The organism is Nesiotobacter zosterae (genome assembly GCF_033843645.1).
GTDB lineage: Bacteria > Pseudomonadota > Alphaproteobacteria > Rhizobiales > Stappiaceae > Pseudovibrio > Pseudovibrio zosterae.
Genome location: NZ_JAWXVZ010000002.1, coordinates 197,069 through 213,256, shown reverse-complemented (window position 1 = coordinate 213,256; position 16,188 = coordinate 197,069). Strand labels below are relative to the sequence as shown.

Sequence of the window (16,188 nt, the reverse complement as noted above, 5' to 3'; positions counted from 1 at the left end):
AGGGATTGAAAGCCGACGTGAACCTAGCGGTTCAGGTAATCAGCATTCGCTCCCAGAAAATTGATGGAGCCCCCATAGTAGGCAGGCTGCCAAAGAAAACGGAGGCCCAGCATGTGGAGCCTCCGTTCCATGATTTCAACAGTCAGAAGCTTATGCTTCGTCTTCGTCCTGCTTCAGAAGCTCTTCCTTGGAGACAACCTTGTCGGTGATCTTCGCAAGCTCGAGAATGAAGTCCACAACCTTCTCTTCATAGATTGGGGCGCGCAGGGAAGCCAAGGCCTGAGGGTTCTTCTGGTAGAATTCGAAGACCTGCTGTTCCTGACCTGGGAACTGACGTACGCGGTCGTAAAGAGCGCGCTGAACTTCTTCGTCAGTTACCTGAATGTTGTTCTTTTCGCCAACTTCGGAGAGAACCAGACCGAGGCGCACGCGGCGTTCAGCAATACGCTGGTACTCAGCCTTTGCTTCTTCTTCGGTGGTGTCTTCGTCTTCAAAGCTCTTGCCAGTCTGCTCCATGTCAGCCTGAACCTGACGCCAAACGCCGTCAAACTCCGTAGACACCAGCTTTTCCGGCAGATCGAAAGAGTAAGCTTCGTCCATCTTGTCGAGGAGCGCACGCTTTACCTTCTGACGGGTCGCGGCACCGTACTGGCTTTCGATCTGGCTGCGGATGATTTCCTTCAGCTTGTCGAGTGACTCCAGACCGAGCTTGGACGCCATGTCGTCGTCGATGCTCAGTTCACCCGGAGCTGCGATTTCCTTGATCACAACATCAAAGGTCGCGGCCTTACCAGCAAGGTGCTGTGCGCCATATTCCTCAGGGAAAGACACTTCAACAACCTTCTCATCGCCGACCTTGAGGCCAACGAGCTGCTCTTCAAAGCCCGGAATGAACTGACCGGAGCCCAGAACCAACTGGCCGTTCTCGTCAGCACCACCTTCGAATGGCTCGCCGTCAATCTTACCGAGGTAAGACATTGTTACGCGGTCACCGTTTTCGGAAACAGCACCCTCTTCGCGAGCGTCGAAAGAGCGGTTGCTCTCTGCGATTTGCTTAACCTGCTCGTCAACTTCTTCGTCAGCGATTTCTACGATCGGACGCTCGAGTTCCAGAGTGGAGAAGTCGATCAGTTCGAATTCTGGCAGAATATCGTACTTCATGGTGAAGTTCAGATCTGCTTCGCCAGCAAGGACGCGCTCAGCGTCTTCTTCTGGCAGATCGATTTCAGGCTGCAGAGCTGGCTTTTCGCTGCGATCTTCGATGGCCTTGTTGGAGGTCTCGTTGATCAGGTTGCTCAAAAGCTCAGCCATTGCCTGACGGCCATAAAGCTTCTTGAGGTGTGCGAGAGGAACCTTACCTGGGCGAAAACCGTTGATGCGAACCTTGTCTTTCATGTCAACAAGGTATTCATCAAGGCGAGTTGCCAGATCAGATGCTGGAATTTCGATCTTCAGTTCGCGCTTCAGGCCTTCAGCCAGGGTTTCTGTTACCTGCATGGTACTTGTCTTCGTCCTTAATCTAGAACGTGCACTCAGCAAATCCGCTGTGATTTGCCTTCGGCTCAGAGAAAGAACCAATCCATTTTAGGGGAAACAAATTTTGCAGGGACCACGTTGCCCTCTGCAACAAACCACCCAAAAACCGGAGGCCTTTCAACCGAACTTTGACAACGCCCTCAACTTTTTAAGTTTCCGATAGGGTACGGTTGTCGTCGAGTTGCACACCGTAATACCGGGGGTTTGGTGCGGCTGGAGGGACTCGAACCCCCACGGTCTCCCGCCAGAACCTAAATCTGGTGCGTCTACCAATTTCGCCACAGCCGCAACGTTGGGTGCTGACTAATTGCTAGCCGCGAGGAAGTCAACCGCCTTAGCCGCTTAGTTTTCCTGCATCTCTCACTTTATCCCATTTTTTTGACAGTTATGGCGTCTTACAAATGGAAAATCACAGTGTCCCCGCGACTTAAGGGTCTCAAACCTGAGCAGATGCATAGGCTGCAGGCAGCTTCGAAATAAGCTCCTCCGGCACAAGCATCGGTCCGCATAGCTCCGCCGCGCGGCCATGAAGCCAAACGCCCATGGCAGCCGCCTCAAAACCGGAAACCCCTTGAGCCAACAATCCACCAATGATGCCGGCCAGGACATCCCCCGACCCGCCTGTTGCCAGCCACGGCGTTCCATTTGTATTGACCGCCGCACGGCCATCGGGTGCAGCAACGACCGTATCCGCGCCTTTTAAAACAACGATTGCCCCACTCTGCTCTGCAGCAACACGGGCCTTCTCTATTTTCGAAAGGGAGCGATCTGCGGATATATCCGGAAACAGGCGCGCAAACTCTCCCTCGTGCGGTGTAAGCACCTGCTGCCCGTGCGCGCCCTTGATCAGACCTGCTAGGCCCTCACTATCTCCGGCAAACGCTGTGAGCGCATCTGCATCCAGCACCACGTGGCGATCACGTGTGATGCTGAAGTGAACCGCCTTTCGGGTTACCTCGCCAACTCCGGCCGCCGGCCCAATGACAACGGCATTCAAACGTATGTCCCCGAGATGGTCCTCGAACTGTTTCGGGTTGTCGCTGGGGCGCACCATGACCGAACTGAGATGCATCGCATGAATGCGGGCGGCGGGCGTAGGTGCCAACACCGTGGTCAGTCCTGCCCCGACGCGCTGACCGGCAAGCGCAGCAAGGCGGGCAGCCCCCGTATGAAACTCGTCTCCGCTGTAAACCACAAGATGACCGCGGTTATACTTGTGCCCATCCACCTGCGGCTCAGGAAGCGCGGCAGCCCATAACTCCGGCGTATTGACAAAGGCATCAATAGCGACTTCCGGAAACACGGTCTCCTGAATGCCGATTTGGGAGATATTCAATGCGCCACAAAGGCCGCGTCCGGGAAACAGGTAGTGACCTGGCTTTCCCCTGAAGAAGGTGATGGTTGCATCTGCCTTAACGGCATCACCCATCACTTGACCCGTCCTGCCATCGAGGCCCGACGGCAAATCGATGGCAAGAATGCGTGCCGCACTCGCGTTGATGGCCGCGACCAGTTCCAGTGACACACCTTCAAGCGGCCGATCAAGACCAGCACCAAACAGACCGTCCACGATCAGATCGTAAGGCCCGAGCTCAGAAAGTGGCGGCATTTGATCGGCAATAGGCGTCACATCCAACCGCAATGATTGATAGGCTTCAAGCGCATCGCCTTTCAGCTTGTCAGCACGTCCGAGCAAGAACACCTCTGCCACGAACCCACGCTGCTTTAGGTGCCGGGCAGCAACAAAGGCATCCCCCCCATTGTTTCCCGGACCAGCCAACAAGATCACCCGGCGCTCGTATGTGGTAAGTCGGCCAGCAGCATTGGCAACCGCCAACCCCGCCTTTTCCATAAGCTCCAGGCCCGACCGGCCGCCCTCAACGGTCAGACGATCGGCTTTTGCCATTTCAGTCGGTACAAGGAGCTCATGCATTCTCAGGTGCCTTTCAGTCTGTGTGCTGCCCAAGCACCACATTTTGCGGCTGGGCCAGCTCGATCAGGTTTCCATCAGGATCTCGTACATATATGGAAAGCAAGGGCGATCTTGCACCCGTTCGGTAGACCGGCCCCTCCTCTATTTTCACTGAATTTGCATTCAGATGCTCGATCGCCTCTTCAATATTGTCGACGAGCAAGCAGATGTCCGCCGATCCCGGCGTCTCTCGCCCTGCCTTGGGCAAAGGTGCATGCTCTGAAAGTTGAAGATTGATTTTTTGCATGCCAAACCGAAAGCCCTTCCGCCCCGCGCCGAAGACGACTTCTTCCAAACCAAGGACTTCTCTGTAAAAGGCACAGGCACGATCCATGTCATGCACGGTGAGTACAATGTGATCGAGTGAGATCAGACGCATGATACCCTCCTACGTGTGGATTGCCTTTACCTTACAACCACCACCCGTCAAGAGCTAGCCGCCAAGCCGTCGCATGATATTTAAGCGGTAAATGTGATTAGTTTTTAATCACAGAGCACAGAATATCATCAATTTCAAATAAGCCTACGGTGAAGCCCTTGGTTCAAGACCGTCCAATTGCCCGATAAACGCGCGTTTTTCGCAGTTCTCGCCAAACTGGCACACTTCCTGCAAACAACGTTAGCATCGATTGCAGAAAGTGATTTTGCCTAGGCACTGATCGCCTGAACACGCTCTGGACAAAATGTGAAAGAACAGTTCAGGTGAAGCCACAAAACGGAGAGAATGTACGGCCATGAAAAAGATCGAAGCGATTATCAAGCCCTTCAAACTTGATGAGGTGAAAGAAGCGCTTCAGGAGGTCGGCCTCCAGGGTATAACCGTGACTGAGGCCAAGGGCTTTGGCCGACAGAAGGGTCACACGGAACTTTACCGAGGCGCCGAATATGTGGTCGACTTCCTCCCGAAGGTAAAAGTTGAGATCGTGCTCACCGATGATCTGGTGGAAAAGGCAGTCGACGCCATTCGCGACGCTGCTCAGACCGGCCGCATTGGTGACGGCAAGATCTTTGTTTCTAACATCGAGGAAGCCATTCGCATTCGTACCGGCGAGACAGGCGAAGAAGCAGTCTAATTTTCAACTTTCGCCCAAGGGAGGAGCTGAGTGGTCGCGCATCACTCCAGAACAAACCACGGGCGAGCTCATCCAAACGAAACTAGAAGCGTAACAAGGGGTAAGGACGTTATGACAACGGCCAGCGAAGTCCTGAAGGAAATCCAGGAAAAAGACGTCAAGTTTGTTGATCTGCGTTTCACCGATCCACGCGGTAAGATGCAGCACGTCACAATGGACGTTTCTCAGGTCAACGAAGACATGTTTGCTGAAGGCGTCGCGTTTGACGGCTCCTCCATTGCTGGCTGGAAAGCCATCAACGAGTCCGACATGATGCTGATGCCGGATCCGGATACAGCGCACGTTGACCCATTCTTCGCGCAGTCCACCATGTCCATTTTCTGCGACGTTCTGGACCCAATCTCCGGCGAAGGCTACAACCGCGACCCACGCATGACCGCAAAGCGCGCCGAAGCTTATGTGAAAGCATCCGGCGCCGGTGACACCGTGTTTGTTGGCCCTGAAGCGGAATTCTTCATTTTTGATGATGTTCGCTTCTCCGCAGACCCATACAACACCGGTTTCAAGCTGGATTCCGCTGAACTTCCATCCAACATGGACAGCGAGTACGAAAGCGGCAACCTCGGTCACCGTCCACGGACCAAGGGCGGCTACTTCCCAGTGCCACCAATCGACAGCTGTCAGGACATCCGTTCTGAAATGCTGACCGTGATGACCGAAATGGGTGTCGTCGTTGAAAAGCACCACCACGAAGTGGCCGCAGCTCAGCACGAACTCGGCATGCAGTTCCAGCCGCTGACCTCCATGGCTGACCACATGCAGATCTACAAGTACGTGGTTCATCAGGTCGCGCACGCTTACGGCAAGACCGCAACCTTCATGCCGAAGCCAGTCTTCGGTGACAACGGCACCGGGATGCACTGTCACTTCTCCATCTGGGAGGACAGCAAGCCAACCTTCGCCGGCAACCAGTATGCAGACCTTTCCGAAAACGCCCTGTACTTCATTGGCGGTGTTCTGAAGCACGCCAAGGCAGTCAACGCTTTCACCAACGCTTCCACCAACTCCTACAAGCGTCTGGTGCCTGGTTACGAAGCTCCAGTTCTGCTGGCATACTCTTCTCGTAACCGTTCTGCATCCTGCCGTATCCCGTTCACGTCCTCTCCAAAAGCAAAGCGCGTGGAAGTTCGTTTCCCGGATCCGACCGCCAACCCATACCTGGCGTTCACCGCTCTGCTCATGGCTGGCCTCGACGGCATCAAGAACAAGATTCACCCCGGCGACGCCATGGACAAGAACCTCTACGATCTTCCAGCGGAAGAACTCGCAGAGATCCCAACCGTTGCAGCCTCTCTGCGTGAAGCTCTTGACGCTCTGGATTCAGACCGTGACTTCCTCAAGGCAGGCGGCGTCATGGATGACGACCAGATTGATGCCTACATCGAACTGAAGATGGAAGAGGTCATGCGCTACGAAATGACTCCACACCCAGTTGAGTTCGACATGTACTACTCCGTCTAATCATCCATGGATTAGATATCGAAAGGCCGGGCAGATCGCCCGGCCTTTTTTATTGCGCTTCCCACCGGCAGGCCGGTTAGTCCCACTCAGGAGCGAAATCCGGATCGGCAATGCGCTTGCCCTCATCCAGAGCCGCAATCTGAGCCAAATCATCTGCATCCAGTGTCAAATCAAGTGACTTGAGGTTGGCCTCAAGGTTCTTGCGTTTAGTCGAAGAAGGAATGGTCACCATGCCGTTTTGGCGCACCCAGGCAAGGGTCACTTGGGCAGCAGTGGCCCCATGCTTTTCGGCGATCGCAACAATTGTTGGGTTGGTGATCGCTTCACCGACGGCCAGAGGCATGAAACCGGTCACCTTGAGGCCAAGCGCCTCGCTTGCTTCCCTCACCTTCCGGTTTTGCAAGAACGGATGCACCTCGATTTGGTTTGTGAAGAGAACCCCCTTGCCCAAGATGCTAACGGCCTCCTCAACCTGAGCAACCGTAAAGTTGGAAACCCCAATCTCGCGGGCCAAGCCGAGATCCTTCGCCTTCTTCAATTCACCAAGGTATTCAGCCATGGGAACACGATCGTCCTTCAACGGCCAATGGATCAATAACAGGTCCACATAGGAAGTCCTAAGCTTTGCCAAGCTTTCATGCAGGCTCGGAAGAAAGGCGTCTTGGGAAAGACGATCGATCCAGACCTTCGTGGTCAAGAAGATTTCCTCACGGGGAACAGGACTGTCATAAAGAGCCCGCCCCACATCCTCTTCGTTCTCATAGATCTGCGCCGTATCGATATGACGATAGCCCTCTTCAAGCGCCATGATCACGGAGTTATAGGCATCATCACCTTTTAGACGAAACGTACCGGCACCCAGTACGGGCATTTCAAGTGTCATAGTCATCTCCTGCTGCCTGCGGCAAAATCAAGTCGCCAGTTGGTGGCGCTGCATTCATCTAACAACATGAAAGCACTGAGATAAGTCGGCAATGCCGCAAGACAGTTTTGCTCTCACCGCGCGAATGAGATCAAATCCAAAGCGCCTTGACGGCTCGCCCAAAAGCATGGATCCACGAGCACAATCGTCACGTACGCGTCACACGATTCAGGCAAGAAACAACTCAGGTTTTCAGCTTCTGACCGGGCTGACTGACCCGCATCGACTTTAAAGCGGCTTGTCCAAGCCGCTTTTCTTTTGCCCTGCAGAGGCAATCTCCTCAAATGAGGTGCGCCACAGCATTCAAGGATGTGATCAGAACTTTTTCGTTCACGAAATATTACAGTTCCTTGAAACCCCGTCTGGGCCACTTACATCAAATCTATAAGACGGGAGGTTTAGAGAATGACACCACCAGACCGACGTCAGCTGCTAGAGCACTAAAACGCTCACCACGAAGAAACCTCTAGTGCGACGGCAGCAGAAACAGAAATTCAAGTACGTATATTGCTTGGCAGTGTTCCTGCCTTGAGTAAAATGGTTCAACTGAGAGCTGCACACACAAAGCTTCCTAAGCAAGCTTTCCAAACCTGACGAGCGCTCCAGCAACCTGAATACGACAACAACCCCGCTTTCCCTTCGAGAAGGGAGCGGGGTTTTTCTTTACTTGCTATCATGTTCTGCCCACCCTGCCCTCCTTGGCCTGGGGTGTTATTGTTGCTGCGCCCTATCAAATTTCGCGACGCGCGCCTAAGGTATTCAACCTACAAATTCATGCAGAAGGGCAATCATATTGAACCAGACAGCTGACCAGGAAATTGAAGTCCTTCCCAACTTACCGTCCTTAAATCTTTCCGAGACCAAAACCTTCTATCAAGGCATGCTTGGCTTCGACCGTGTCATCTATGAGGATCAAAACACATTGATCCTGCGCCGCAAGACCTGGGAGATCCACTTCTGGCTCTGCCGCAATAAGGAAATCTGCAACAACTCCAGCCTCTATGTCCGCGGCCAAGGTATAGATAACCTCTACCAGGAGTTCACCAAAGCGGGCCTTTCAAAAGATGGGGCTTCAGAGCCCAGACTATCGAGCTTTGAACTGCGCCCTTGGAACATGAAAGAGTTCTACATTCACGATCCGCATGGGAATTTGCTGAAGTTCGGTCGAGCTCCCAACGAGGCGGAAACAATACCTGATGCTCGCCCCTGAACAGATAGAAGCCTTTTCCCGCCTCCCTGTCCTCCTCAAGCATTGTCAGGATCCCTGGTGGATCATCGGAGGCGCGGGGCTGCTCCTTCATGGCGTTCCTGTCCAACTGAAAGACGTCGATGTACTGTTGTCCGAACGGGATGCAGTAGCATTGCAGCGGCGCCTCAATTTGCCCAACGTTGTTGACCGGTGCTCCGACCGTTTTCGCTCCAAAATTTTCCTGAAATTGGAAGCGCCGATCCCGTTGGAGTTCATGGGAGATTTTTCTGTTGCCACCAAGGAAGGGTGGCACATTTTGGTCCCGAGAACGCGGCAACGCTTTTGCGCCGGTCATTTTGAGCTTTGGGTGCCGGACCTGCCAGAAATGATCAACATTTTGGAGATGTTCGGGCGCGACAAGGATATGAAGAAGCGCGCGCTGGCACTCAATCACCTCATGGCCAGCACCCAACAAAAAAAGGCGGTGCACCCACCGCCTTTTTAGAATGACTACACGCGCAATCTCAGATCATTCGCCATATACGTCAAAATCGAAGTACTTCGCGGCGATTTCCTGATACTTCCCGCTCTCACGCAGGTCCTTCACGGCCTTGGAGAACAGTGCGTTCAGCTCCGCCTCGCCCTGACGCATACCAACGCCAACGCCTTCACCATGAATTTCAGGGACTGGTGCCATTGTGCCAAGCAGCTTGCAGCAGGCACCATCTTCAGACTTCAGCCAGTCAGACAGCACAACAACGTCATCGATCACCGCGTCTACACGGCCCCCTTCAAGATCGAGCTTGTACTCGTCTGCACTTGGGTAGGTTGTGATGGAAGAACCTTCGAACTTCTCTTCAGCAAAGATCGCGTGGGTCGTACCTACCTGAACACCAAGGTACAGCCCATCAAGAGCCTCTGGCGTTGCCTCCGCAATATCGCTGTCTTTCAAAACTGCGATCCCAGGAGGGGTCTGATAGTACTTTTCGGAGAAGTCGATGAATTGCTTGCGCTCTTCAGTTGAAGACATGGAAGCCATGATTGCATCATACTTGTTCGCGATCAGGCCAGGAATGAGGCCTTCCCAATCCACTGGGAACCACTCGCATTCAACCTTGGCTGCTTCGCACATGGCATTGCCAAGTTCGATCTCAAAGCCCGCCAACTCACCTGCAGGCGTGGTGTATGCAAACGGAGGGTAAGAGGCTTCGGTTGCAATCCGCACCTTTGTCCACTCTTTTGCCTGAGCGCCACCTGCAATAGTCAAAGCTACCAAAGCGGTCGCTGCCAGTGCCCAATTCTTTTTCATTTTGTATCCCCTTGTCTGGATTTGCGGCGAGCGCTTGAAGCGCAGTTTCGGCCACGACATGAGTTGAACTAGACCGCCAAAGCGCTGATATTTCAAAGATGAATTGCAAAGCGCACAACGTTATTTTTGCCGACTCCGGCAACTTGCAATTTATCCTGAGATTATGCCGGATATCAGGCTCATCCCCCTTCAGTCTGGCGAACAATTCGAAGTTGCCTCAACATTTTTTCACAGCCCAAATTCCGCAGAATCAGTTTCAGAGCTTCCATTAGAAACAATTGGTCATTTTAACGTGGTCAATATGGAGCCAATCTCTATCATTTTGAAACATATTAGATCTCATTTTGGAAACTCTTCGAGATTGGGAAAGCTTTGCCGGGCAGACCGTTGGACTGGCCGCAAAAACGGATGCAACCCAAAACATTCTCCTTTATAGAACGCACAACGACTTACGCCCGAGGAGGCTGGTCACGTCTTTGCAAAACAGGTTTGGGAAATGAGCGACTATAAATCCGAATTCATGCGGGTCCTCGATGAGCGAGGCTTCATTCACCAGTTGTCCGATGCCGACGGGCTGGACAAGCTCCTCGCAAGCGAAACCGTAACCGCCTATATCGGCTTCGACTGCACCGCTACCAGCCTGCATGTGGGCTCTCTGGTGCAGATCATGATGCTCTATTGGTTCCAAAAGACGGGTCATCGTCCAATCACCCTCATGGGTGGTGGCACCACACGCGTCGGCGACCCAACCGGCAAGGACGAAAGCCGCAAGGTGCTTTCTGACGAAACCATCGAGGCGAACAAGGCTGGCATCAAAACAGTCTTCGAAAAGTTCCTGACATTTGGTGATGGTCCTACCGACGCTGTAATGCTCGATAACGCCGAATGGTTGTTGAAACTGAACTATCTGGAATTTCTGCGGGATGTGGGTCGACACTTCTCCGTCAACCAAATGATCCAGCGTGACAGTGTGCGCCTGCGCTTGGAACGCGAGCAGCACCTCTCCTTCCTAGAGTTCAACTACATGCTCTTGCAGGGTTATGACTTCGTGGAACTCTTCAACCGCACAGGCTGCCGCCTCCAGATGGGCGGCTCTGACCAGTGGGGCAACATTCTTTCCGGCGTGGATCTCGGCCGCCGCATGACCGAAACGGAGTTCTTTGCGCTCACCACACCGTTGCTCACAACCTCTTCTGGCGCAAAGATGGGCAAGACCGCGGATGGCGCTGTTTGGCTCAACTCGGACATGTTGTCCCCCTATGACTATTGGCAGTTCTGGCGCAACACGGAAGACAGCGATGTCGAGCGCTTCCTGAAGCTCTTTACAATTCTGCCAATGGAAGAGATCTCCCGTCTCGCAGCCTTGGAAGGGGCTGAAATCAACGAAGCCAAGAAGGTGTTGGCGACAGAGGCAACAGCTCTGCTACATGGCCGTGAAGCCGCTGAAGCTGCTGCCGAGACCGCTCGCAAAGCTTTTGAAGAAGGTGAAAGCGCAGCAGGCCTGCCAACCGTCGAGGTTCCGGCTGGCGATCTTGAAGCGGGTATTGGCCTTCTCTCCGCCTACGTCACAGCTGGCTTGTGCCAGTCGAATGGTGAGGTCCGCCGCAACGTGAAAGGCTCTGCGGTACGCATTAACGATGCGGTAGAGACCAACGAAAAGCGCGTCCTGACCATGCAGGACCTTACCGAGGACGGTATCATCAAGCTGTCGCTGGGCAAGAAAAAGCACGTTCTGATGCGCCCGGCCTAAGCCAAGCGGCAACCCAGAATCACAAAAAGGCCAGTCCAATCAATGGACTGGCCTTTTTTTCATGACTCATTTTCTGAACGCTTCACCTATTGGAACTCAAAGATCTTCCTGAAAATACCGGGTGCGATCGCTGAAACCGGGTTGATGGTGAACTTAGGATCCTCAAAGCTCCCCGTCATTTTGTAGGTCACACCGAACAAGCCACCGTCACCGGAGCCCCCACCGAGGGCCAGTCCAAGGATCGGAACTTTCGAAAGGAAGTTGTTGATGGTGTAGGCAGGTACAAAGGTACCGGTCATGTCCAGCTGCTTGGAAGAGAGGTTCGCTGTCCCCTCAACAGTACCGCCAATAATGGCACCTGCGAGCACACCACGTGTCAGATACAGGATATCTCCATTGCGGTTGAACTCTATGCCCATGCGGTTGAAGGACGCCTCTCCACTTCTGGCAACAGTCGACATCGCTGAATCAGGTTCGCCACGGCGATAAGCTGAATTGCGCTGGCGTGACTTCGCCAAAGCCTGAATGGCTGGATCTTCCGTAATCGAGAAATCCTTGATGACGACATTGCCTTGCCATTGCCGCTCAGCGGGCATATCTACCTGACCGAACGCAAAGCCACCGCGCATTCGGGCAAACAGGTCGGCAAACTTCAGCAGTTCCCCAACATTCTGGACATTGAGAGACAAGCGCTTGCCCCGCTCTGACGGCTTGAGGTCAAACTTGAACGGATTTCGCTGCGAGGTCTGCCCCGAAAGATTCATGCTCTGAAGGGTATCGCCCAGAAGAGAAATCGTGCCGTCCAGCTGGCTCGCCAACACACCGCCAAACCCAGTGACATTGCGAAGCTGAACATTCACCCGAAGGGGTTCATTGCTATCCGCGCCTGAACTGGCATTTGAGGCCTCACCTGTGCCTGCGGACTTGAAGCGTTTGAGTATACCGCGCCCGTCAAGGCGTTGGCCGCGTACATCAACGTCGTATCCGCGCCTTGCATCATGGCGAATGCTGACTTCAACCTCATCATTCGGGCGCAGATTGAACTGCGAGAAATCGGCAAATTCCAACTCGCCATCATTGCTGAGTTTAGCATTTCCGCGAATTTCCACGCCGTCCGATAGCAGCGCAAAGTTATGAATGGTGCGCCCGCTGTCGGATTCCAACATGCGAAAACGGGCCTCTGCCTTCACGCCAGAAGCCTTTGTCCATCCAACGGGGTCCAGATTGATGGTCGTGCGCGTCAGGTTCAGACGATACACCTTTGTCCCATCAACCTCTGAAAGCTCAATCTGAAGTGGCCCGCTCAGGAACTGTGAAAGATCAAGCCCCTGCTCAGCAAGCGCATCAACCGTTGCATCAAGCACAATGCCTTGCCGCGAATGGCCTTCCACGCCGTCCATCGGGCTTTCAAGATCAATTTGTGCCTGAAGGCCGTTCAGCTTGCCGGCCCCTTGAACGGTAACGGACTCCTTGTTTGCAACGACGACCAGATCAGCCTCAGAGATAATCTGATCACCAATCTCGCGGCTGCTGGAAAACCCTTTGGTCTCAAGCTCTGCCCGCCATACGACGTCATCAAAGCTGATGTCGTCTTGTACCGGGAACGCGGCCTCAACCTTCAGCTTGCCCGCACCAGTCAAATCGCTGGGGACGAGCTTGAGGCGCTCAAGCGCCCGGAACGGCTCCGCATTGACCAACACACCAAGATCAGCAGCGGCCCCATCAATTACCAAGGACAGATCGTGAGACCGCTCAGGCCTCAAAGCAAGGTTCAGTGTCTTGTAAGTTACCTCATCGACATGGATGATCTTGCCATCCTGCATGCGGAACTCACCGTCCTTGGCTTCCACAATCAGGGTTTCGTTCTCGATCCGTCCAGTGCCGCTCAGGTTCGAAGCGATCGGCAAGCTATCCAGAGTGGCAAGCGCCGCATCGTTGATGTCAAAGCTGGCCGTGACGGCATCGCCAACCCAGCCCCGGTTGTCCGGATTGCCATCAAAAGAAGCGGGCCCGAGTCCTAAATCAAGCCGAAGGTTCTCAACGGCACCGGCTTTTATGTGCTCCACCAACCAATGACGCGTTTTTGCTACCACAGGAACAGGCCACAATTGCAGCACCTGCGCTGCCGTCAGCCGCGGTGCAACCAATGACAAGGCCAACCAAGGGCCATTATCCCCGAAGTACAAAGACCCTGCCACGTTGATGTCAGCACTCAAGCCCAACAGGCGCGCCGCATCAATGAATAGGGTCTTCTGGTTCATGTCGATGCGTCCGTCGACATAAGCGTCAATGAAAATGGTCGGTGGTGCGTTCACGTCGCTTGGCGCAACGACGACCTCCCGCGAACCAAGTGAGTAGGTCCAAGGCGCGCCCGAAAAGGCTGGGGGATTGACTACACCACCAAACACAGCGCGCGTTTGCCCACGCACGAAATAAGAACGCCCGATCAGGATTTCAGGCTCGTCTCGCAGCACCTTCAAGCTGATGAACACTTCGTCGAGGTTCACATCCGCATCTGTCAGATGCACGCGAATACGACCGGTTCGCAGCCGCAATTCGGCCTCCTTGAAGGAACCCGCGGGCGTCAACACAGCCTCGGCATTTGCGAAAAGCGGCGTCCCCCGCCCCTTGTCGAGCGGAAGGTCCACATTACTGGGCAGCAGATCACCGATGGCAACACCGTCCATCTCGACAGAAATGGACCGCTCACCCGTCTCCGGAGAGACCTTCCGCCGCATGTTCCAAGACCAACGGCCCTGTTCGCCCGAAAGACTTGACTCAATCTGAAAGGAAACCTCGTCAAGCACTTCAAAAACGGCATCAATTCCGTCTGCGTTGAACTCGCCGGTAGCGCTGCTGATCGTCACCGCGCCATTGGTCACCGTGACGCTTTGCAGGTTACGGCGTCTGAGTTCTTCCGCTAGCAGGATGCTGAACTTGTCGATGGCAACGACCTGGCTCTGCAGTTTTGGCAGCGGTGCGCTGCGGCCTCCGATAAACAGATCAGCACTTGGGCGGTCAAGGCGTACCCCCGTTACCTCCACGTTGCCGGTAAGCAAGCTGACAAGGCTGACATCGATCTCCGTGCGCGGCAACAACACCTCTGCTGAAGAGGTGCCCGCAACCGAAATCACAGATTCTTCCAGAATGATGACCGCTTCGCCGGATGAAAGATCCAACCGCGCGGCCCCTACCTGCAAGTTGATTGGGCCGTCTTCCAACTGGCCCAGAGCCCACTCCACCAAAAAGGCCATATTGATTGGCCCGGAAGCGGCACGTACAACAAACCCAACCACGAGGACGATCAGGATCGCACCAATGCCAACGAGAGCCCGTCGGCGCCAACTGGCTTTTTTCTGGCGCTGTATCCTTTCCCGCCTTCTGCCTAGCCTCTTTAACAGCGTTAAATTCCTTGTTTCGGCCCGATTGAAAAAAACTCGAATCGATCCAGATGATAACCAGCTAACGATAGGTTGTGCATGCTGACTTCTGCATGACACACTTCTAATAATCGCGATCAGGATTACTCCCGATCAACACCTCTTGAGGAGATGCATGATGACAACTGAGGCTCTAACCGAAGGTGCCCCGGCACCAGATTTCACACTGGAAACGGACGGCGGCGCAACGATCACCTTGGCTGACCATAAAGGCAAACCGGTTGTTGTCTACTTCTACCCGAAAGATGACACACCGGGTTGCACCAAAGAAGCAATCGCCTTCACGCAACTTGCAGAAGACTTCGCAGCTCAAGGTGCCACAATTGTCGGAATTTCGCCCGATACACCAGCCAAGCATGACAAGTTTAAGGCAAAACATGAGCTGACAATCACGTTGGCCTCAGATCCAGAAACAAAAACCTGCGAAGCCTATGGGGTTTGGGTCGAAAAAAATATGTATGGGAAAAAGTACATGGGTGTGGAACGCTCCACGTTCCTCGTGGATGCAGATGGAAACCTCTCCAAGATCTGGCGTAAGGTAAAGGTTCCCGGACACGCTGAAGCCGTGCTGGAAGCTGTTAAATCTCTCTAGCAATCAAGTACATGACGCATACACTCAAAACCGCTCCGGAGCAGAGCATTCAATCGCTGAAATCCGGGGCGCGTGCCATTGTTGCAGCTACCGACCCGAATGAGAAAGCCTCACTGGCTTATGAGGTGGCGCAAAAGTGGTTTTCCGGAGGGCTGGGCCTGCACAGGTCCGCCCTCGACAAGGACATGCCAAATCGTCCGGGCAGACCAGACAAGCCGGTGTTGCTGCCGCCCCGCGATATGCCCAAGCGGGCCATGGGTGGAAAAGCTGGCAAACTGGCCCTGCTTCACTCCCTCGCCCACATTGAGCTCAACGCCATTGATTTGACCTGGGACCTTTTGGGCCGGTTTTGCCGCGTACCAATGCCGCGCTCTTTCTTTGATGACTGGGTTCAGGTGGGGCTGGAAGAAGCCAAACACTTCACCATGCTGGAAAAGCATCTGGCCTCGATTGGTGCAAGCTATGGGGATCTGCCCGCGCATGACGGCTTGTGGCAAGCGGCCCAATCCACCGAGCATGACCTGCTCGCCCGCCTTGCAATCATACCATTGGTGCTGGAAGCGCGCGGCCTCGACATTACTCCGCCCATGATTGAGAAGGCGCGCAGTAGCGGCGATCCGGAAACGGCGCGGGTGCTTGAAGTCATCTACAGAGATGAGAAACGGCACGTGGCCTTTGGCGCAAAATGGTTCCGCTTCATGTGCGATCGTGAACGCATCAAACCGGAACCGAAGTTCCATGAACTTGTTCGCAAACACTTCAAAGGACCACTCAAGCCGCCGTTCAATGACAGGGCACGCTCAGAGGCTGGTTTGACGCCCGGATTCTACCGCCCCCTCATCCGTCTTACCGGATAGACACCCCTAGGTTAGCCTTTATTAACC

13 protein-coding genes and 1 tRNA gene are annotated in these 16,188 nt (G+C 54.1%); 7 read left to right on the top strand and 7 right to left on the bottom strand.

Going from position 1 to position 16,188, the window contains the following annotated elements:
* Positions 1-150 precede the first annotated feature (150 nt).
* The 4 genes from tig to Q3Y58_RS03890 form a co-directional block, all read right to left on the bottom strand.
* A complete protein-coding gene (gene tig, locus Q3Y58_RS03905) occupies positions 151-1,497 on the bottom strand; it encodes a trigger factor (RefSeq protein WP_274216600.1) in 1,347 nt (448 codons plus the stop codon).
* Positions 1,498-1,741: 244 nt separating this feature from the next.
* Positions 1,742-1,824: transfer RNA gene (locus Q3Y58_RS03900), tRNA-Leu, on the bottom strand.
* 148 nt (positions 1,825-1,972) lie between these two features.
* A complete protein-coding gene (locus Q3Y58_RS03895; protein ID WP_319621117.1) occupies positions 1,973-3,469 on the bottom strand; it encodes an NAD(P)H-hydrate dehydratase in 1,497 nt (498 codons plus the stop codon).
* Positions 3,470-3,482: 13 nt separating this feature from the next.
* On the bottom strand, positions 3,483-3,887 hold the full coding sequence (locus tag Q3Y58_RS03890; RefSeq protein ID WP_274216598.1) for a VOC family protein: 405 nt from the start codon (positions 3,885-3,887) through the stop codon (positions 3,483-3,485).
* A gap of 355 nt (positions 3,888-4,242) precedes the next feature.
* On the opposite strand from Q3Y58_RS03890, the gene Q3Y58_RS03885 reads away from it, so the two are divergent.
* Positions 4,243-4,581, top strand: coding sequence for a P-II family nitrogen regulator (locus Q3Y58_RS03885; protein WP_274216597.1), 339 nt, complete (start codon positions 4,243-4,245; stop codon positions 4,579-4,581).
* Between the two features lie 111 nt (positions 4,582-4,692).
* Positions 4,693-6,102 carry a type I glutamate--ammonia ligase gene (gene glnA, locus Q3Y58_RS03880; protein ID WP_274216596.1) on the top strand — a complete coding sequence of 470 codons (1,410 nt, stop codon included), beginning with the start codon at positions 4,693-4,695 and terminating at the stop codon, positions 6,100-6,102.
* A gap of 76 nt (positions 6,103-6,178) precedes the next feature.
* On the opposite strand, the gene dkgB is transcribed toward glnA, so the two are convergent.
* Positions 6,179-6,985, bottom strand: a complete 807-nt coding sequence (dkgB, locus tag Q3Y58_RS03875; RefSeq protein WP_319621116.1) for a 2,5-didehydrogluconate reductase DkgB — start codon at positions 6,983-6,985, stop codon at positions 6,179-6,181.
* 832 nt (positions 6,986-7,817) lie between these two features.
* Between dkgB and Q3Y58_RS03870 the strand changes: the two genes are divergently transcribed.
* Positions 7,818-8,234: a bleomycin resistance protein gene (locus Q3Y58_RS03870; RefSeq protein WP_319621115.1), complete on the top strand. Its 417-nt coding sequence runs from the start codon at positions 7,818-7,820 to the stop codon at positions 8,232-8,234.
* Complete coding sequence (locus Q3Y58_RS03865) at positions 8,221-8,718, top strand: hypothetical protein (RefSeq protein ID WP_319621114.1); 498 nt, start codon at positions 8,221-8,223, stop codon at positions 8,716-8,718. Before Q3Y58_RS03870 ends, Q3Y58_RS03865 begins: the two co-directional genes overlap by 14 nt.
* A 24-nt stretch (positions 8,719-8,742) precedes the next feature.
* Here Q3Y58_RS03865 and Q3Y58_RS03860 read toward each other — a convergent pair whose 3' ends face one another.
* Positions 8,743-9,522 (bottom strand): transporter substrate-binding domain-containing protein, encoded by a 780-nt coding sequence (locus Q3Y58_RS03860; protein WP_274216591.1) that lies wholly within the window; start codon positions 9,520-9,522, stop codon positions 8,743-8,745.
* 496 nt (positions 9,523-10,018) lie between these two features.
* Between Q3Y58_RS03860 and tyrS the strand changes: the two genes are divergently transcribed.
* On the top strand, positions 10,019-11,272 hold the full coding sequence (gene tyrS / locus Q3Y58_RS03855) for a tyrosine--tRNA ligase (RefSeq protein ID WP_319621113.1): 1,254 nt from the start codon (positions 10,019-10,021) through the stop codon (positions 11,270-11,272).
* 86 nt (positions 11,273-11,358) lie between these two features.
* On the opposite strand, the gene Q3Y58_RS03850 is transcribed toward tyrS, so the two are convergent.
* The gene (locus Q3Y58_RS03850) at positions 11,359-14,568 is read right to left on the bottom strand and encodes an AsmA-like C-terminal domain-containing protein (RefSeq protein WP_319621112.1); all 3,210 of its coding nucleotides are present in this window, start codon (positions 14,566-14,568) and stop codon (positions 11,359-11,361) included.
* Positions 14,569-14,827: 259 nt separating this feature from the next.
* On the opposite strand from Q3Y58_RS03850, the gene bcp reads away from it, so the two are divergent.
* Positions 14,828-15,304 carry a thioredoxin-dependent thiol peroxidase gene (gene bcp / locus Q3Y58_RS03845; protein WP_413697779.1) on the top strand — a complete coding sequence of 159 codons (477 nt, stop codon included), beginning with the start codon at positions 14,828-14,830 and terminating at the stop codon, positions 15,302-15,304.
* 11 nt (positions 15,305-15,315) lie between these two features.
* Entirely contained in the window at positions 15,316-16,161 is an 846-nt protein-coding gene (locus Q3Y58_RS03840) for a ferritin-like domain-containing protein (RefSeq protein ID WP_319621110.1), read from the top strand.
* Positions 16,162-16,188: the final 27 nt, after the last annotated feature.

Excerpts from the sequence above, each read along its gene's own strand:
- Q3Y58_RS03865 (WP_319621114.1), top strand. The coding sequence starts at position 8,221 with ATGCTCGCCCCTGAACAGATAGAAGCCTTTTCCCGCCTCCCTGTCCTC.
- bcp (WP_413697779.1), top strand. The coding sequence starts at position 14,828 with ATGATGACAACTGAGGCTCTAACCGAAGGTGCCCCGGCACCAGATTTC.
- Q3Y58_RS03885 (WP_274216597.1), top strand. The coding sequence starts at position 4,243 with ATGAAAAAGATCGAAGCGATTATCAAGCCCTTCAAACTTGATGAGGTG.
- Q3Y58_RS03840 (WP_319621110.1), top strand. The coding sequence starts at position 15,316 with ATGACGCATACACTCAAAACCGCTCCGGAGCAGAGCATTCAATCGCTG.
- dkgB (WP_319621116.1), bottom strand. The coding sequence starts at position 6,985 with ATGACACTTGAAATGCCCGTACTGGGTGCCGGTACGTTTCGTCTAAAA.
- Q3Y58_RS03890 (WP_274216598.1), bottom strand. The coding sequence starts at position 3,887 with ATGCGTCTGATCTCACTCGATCACATTGTACTCACCGTGCATGACATG.
- tyrS (WP_319621113.1), top strand. The coding sequence starts at position 10,019 with ATGAGCGACTATAAATCCGAATTCATGCGGGTCCTCGATGAGCGAGGC.
- Q3Y58_RS03860 (WP_274216591.1), bottom strand. The coding sequence starts at position 9,522 with ATGAAAAAGAATTGGGCACTGGCAGCGACCGCTTTGGTAGCTTTGACT.
- glnA (WP_274216596.1), top strand. The coding sequence starts at position 4,693 with ATGACAACGGCCAGCGAAGTCCTGAAGGAAATCCAGGAAAAAGACGTC.
- tig (WP_274216600.1), bottom strand. The coding sequence starts at position 1,497 with ATGCAGGTAACAGAAACCCTGGCTGAAGGCCTGAAGCGCGAACTGAAG.
- Q3Y58_RS03895 (WP_319621117.1), bottom strand. The coding sequence starts at position 3,469 with ATGCATGAGCTCCTTGTACCGACTGAAATGGCAAAAGCCGATCGTCTG.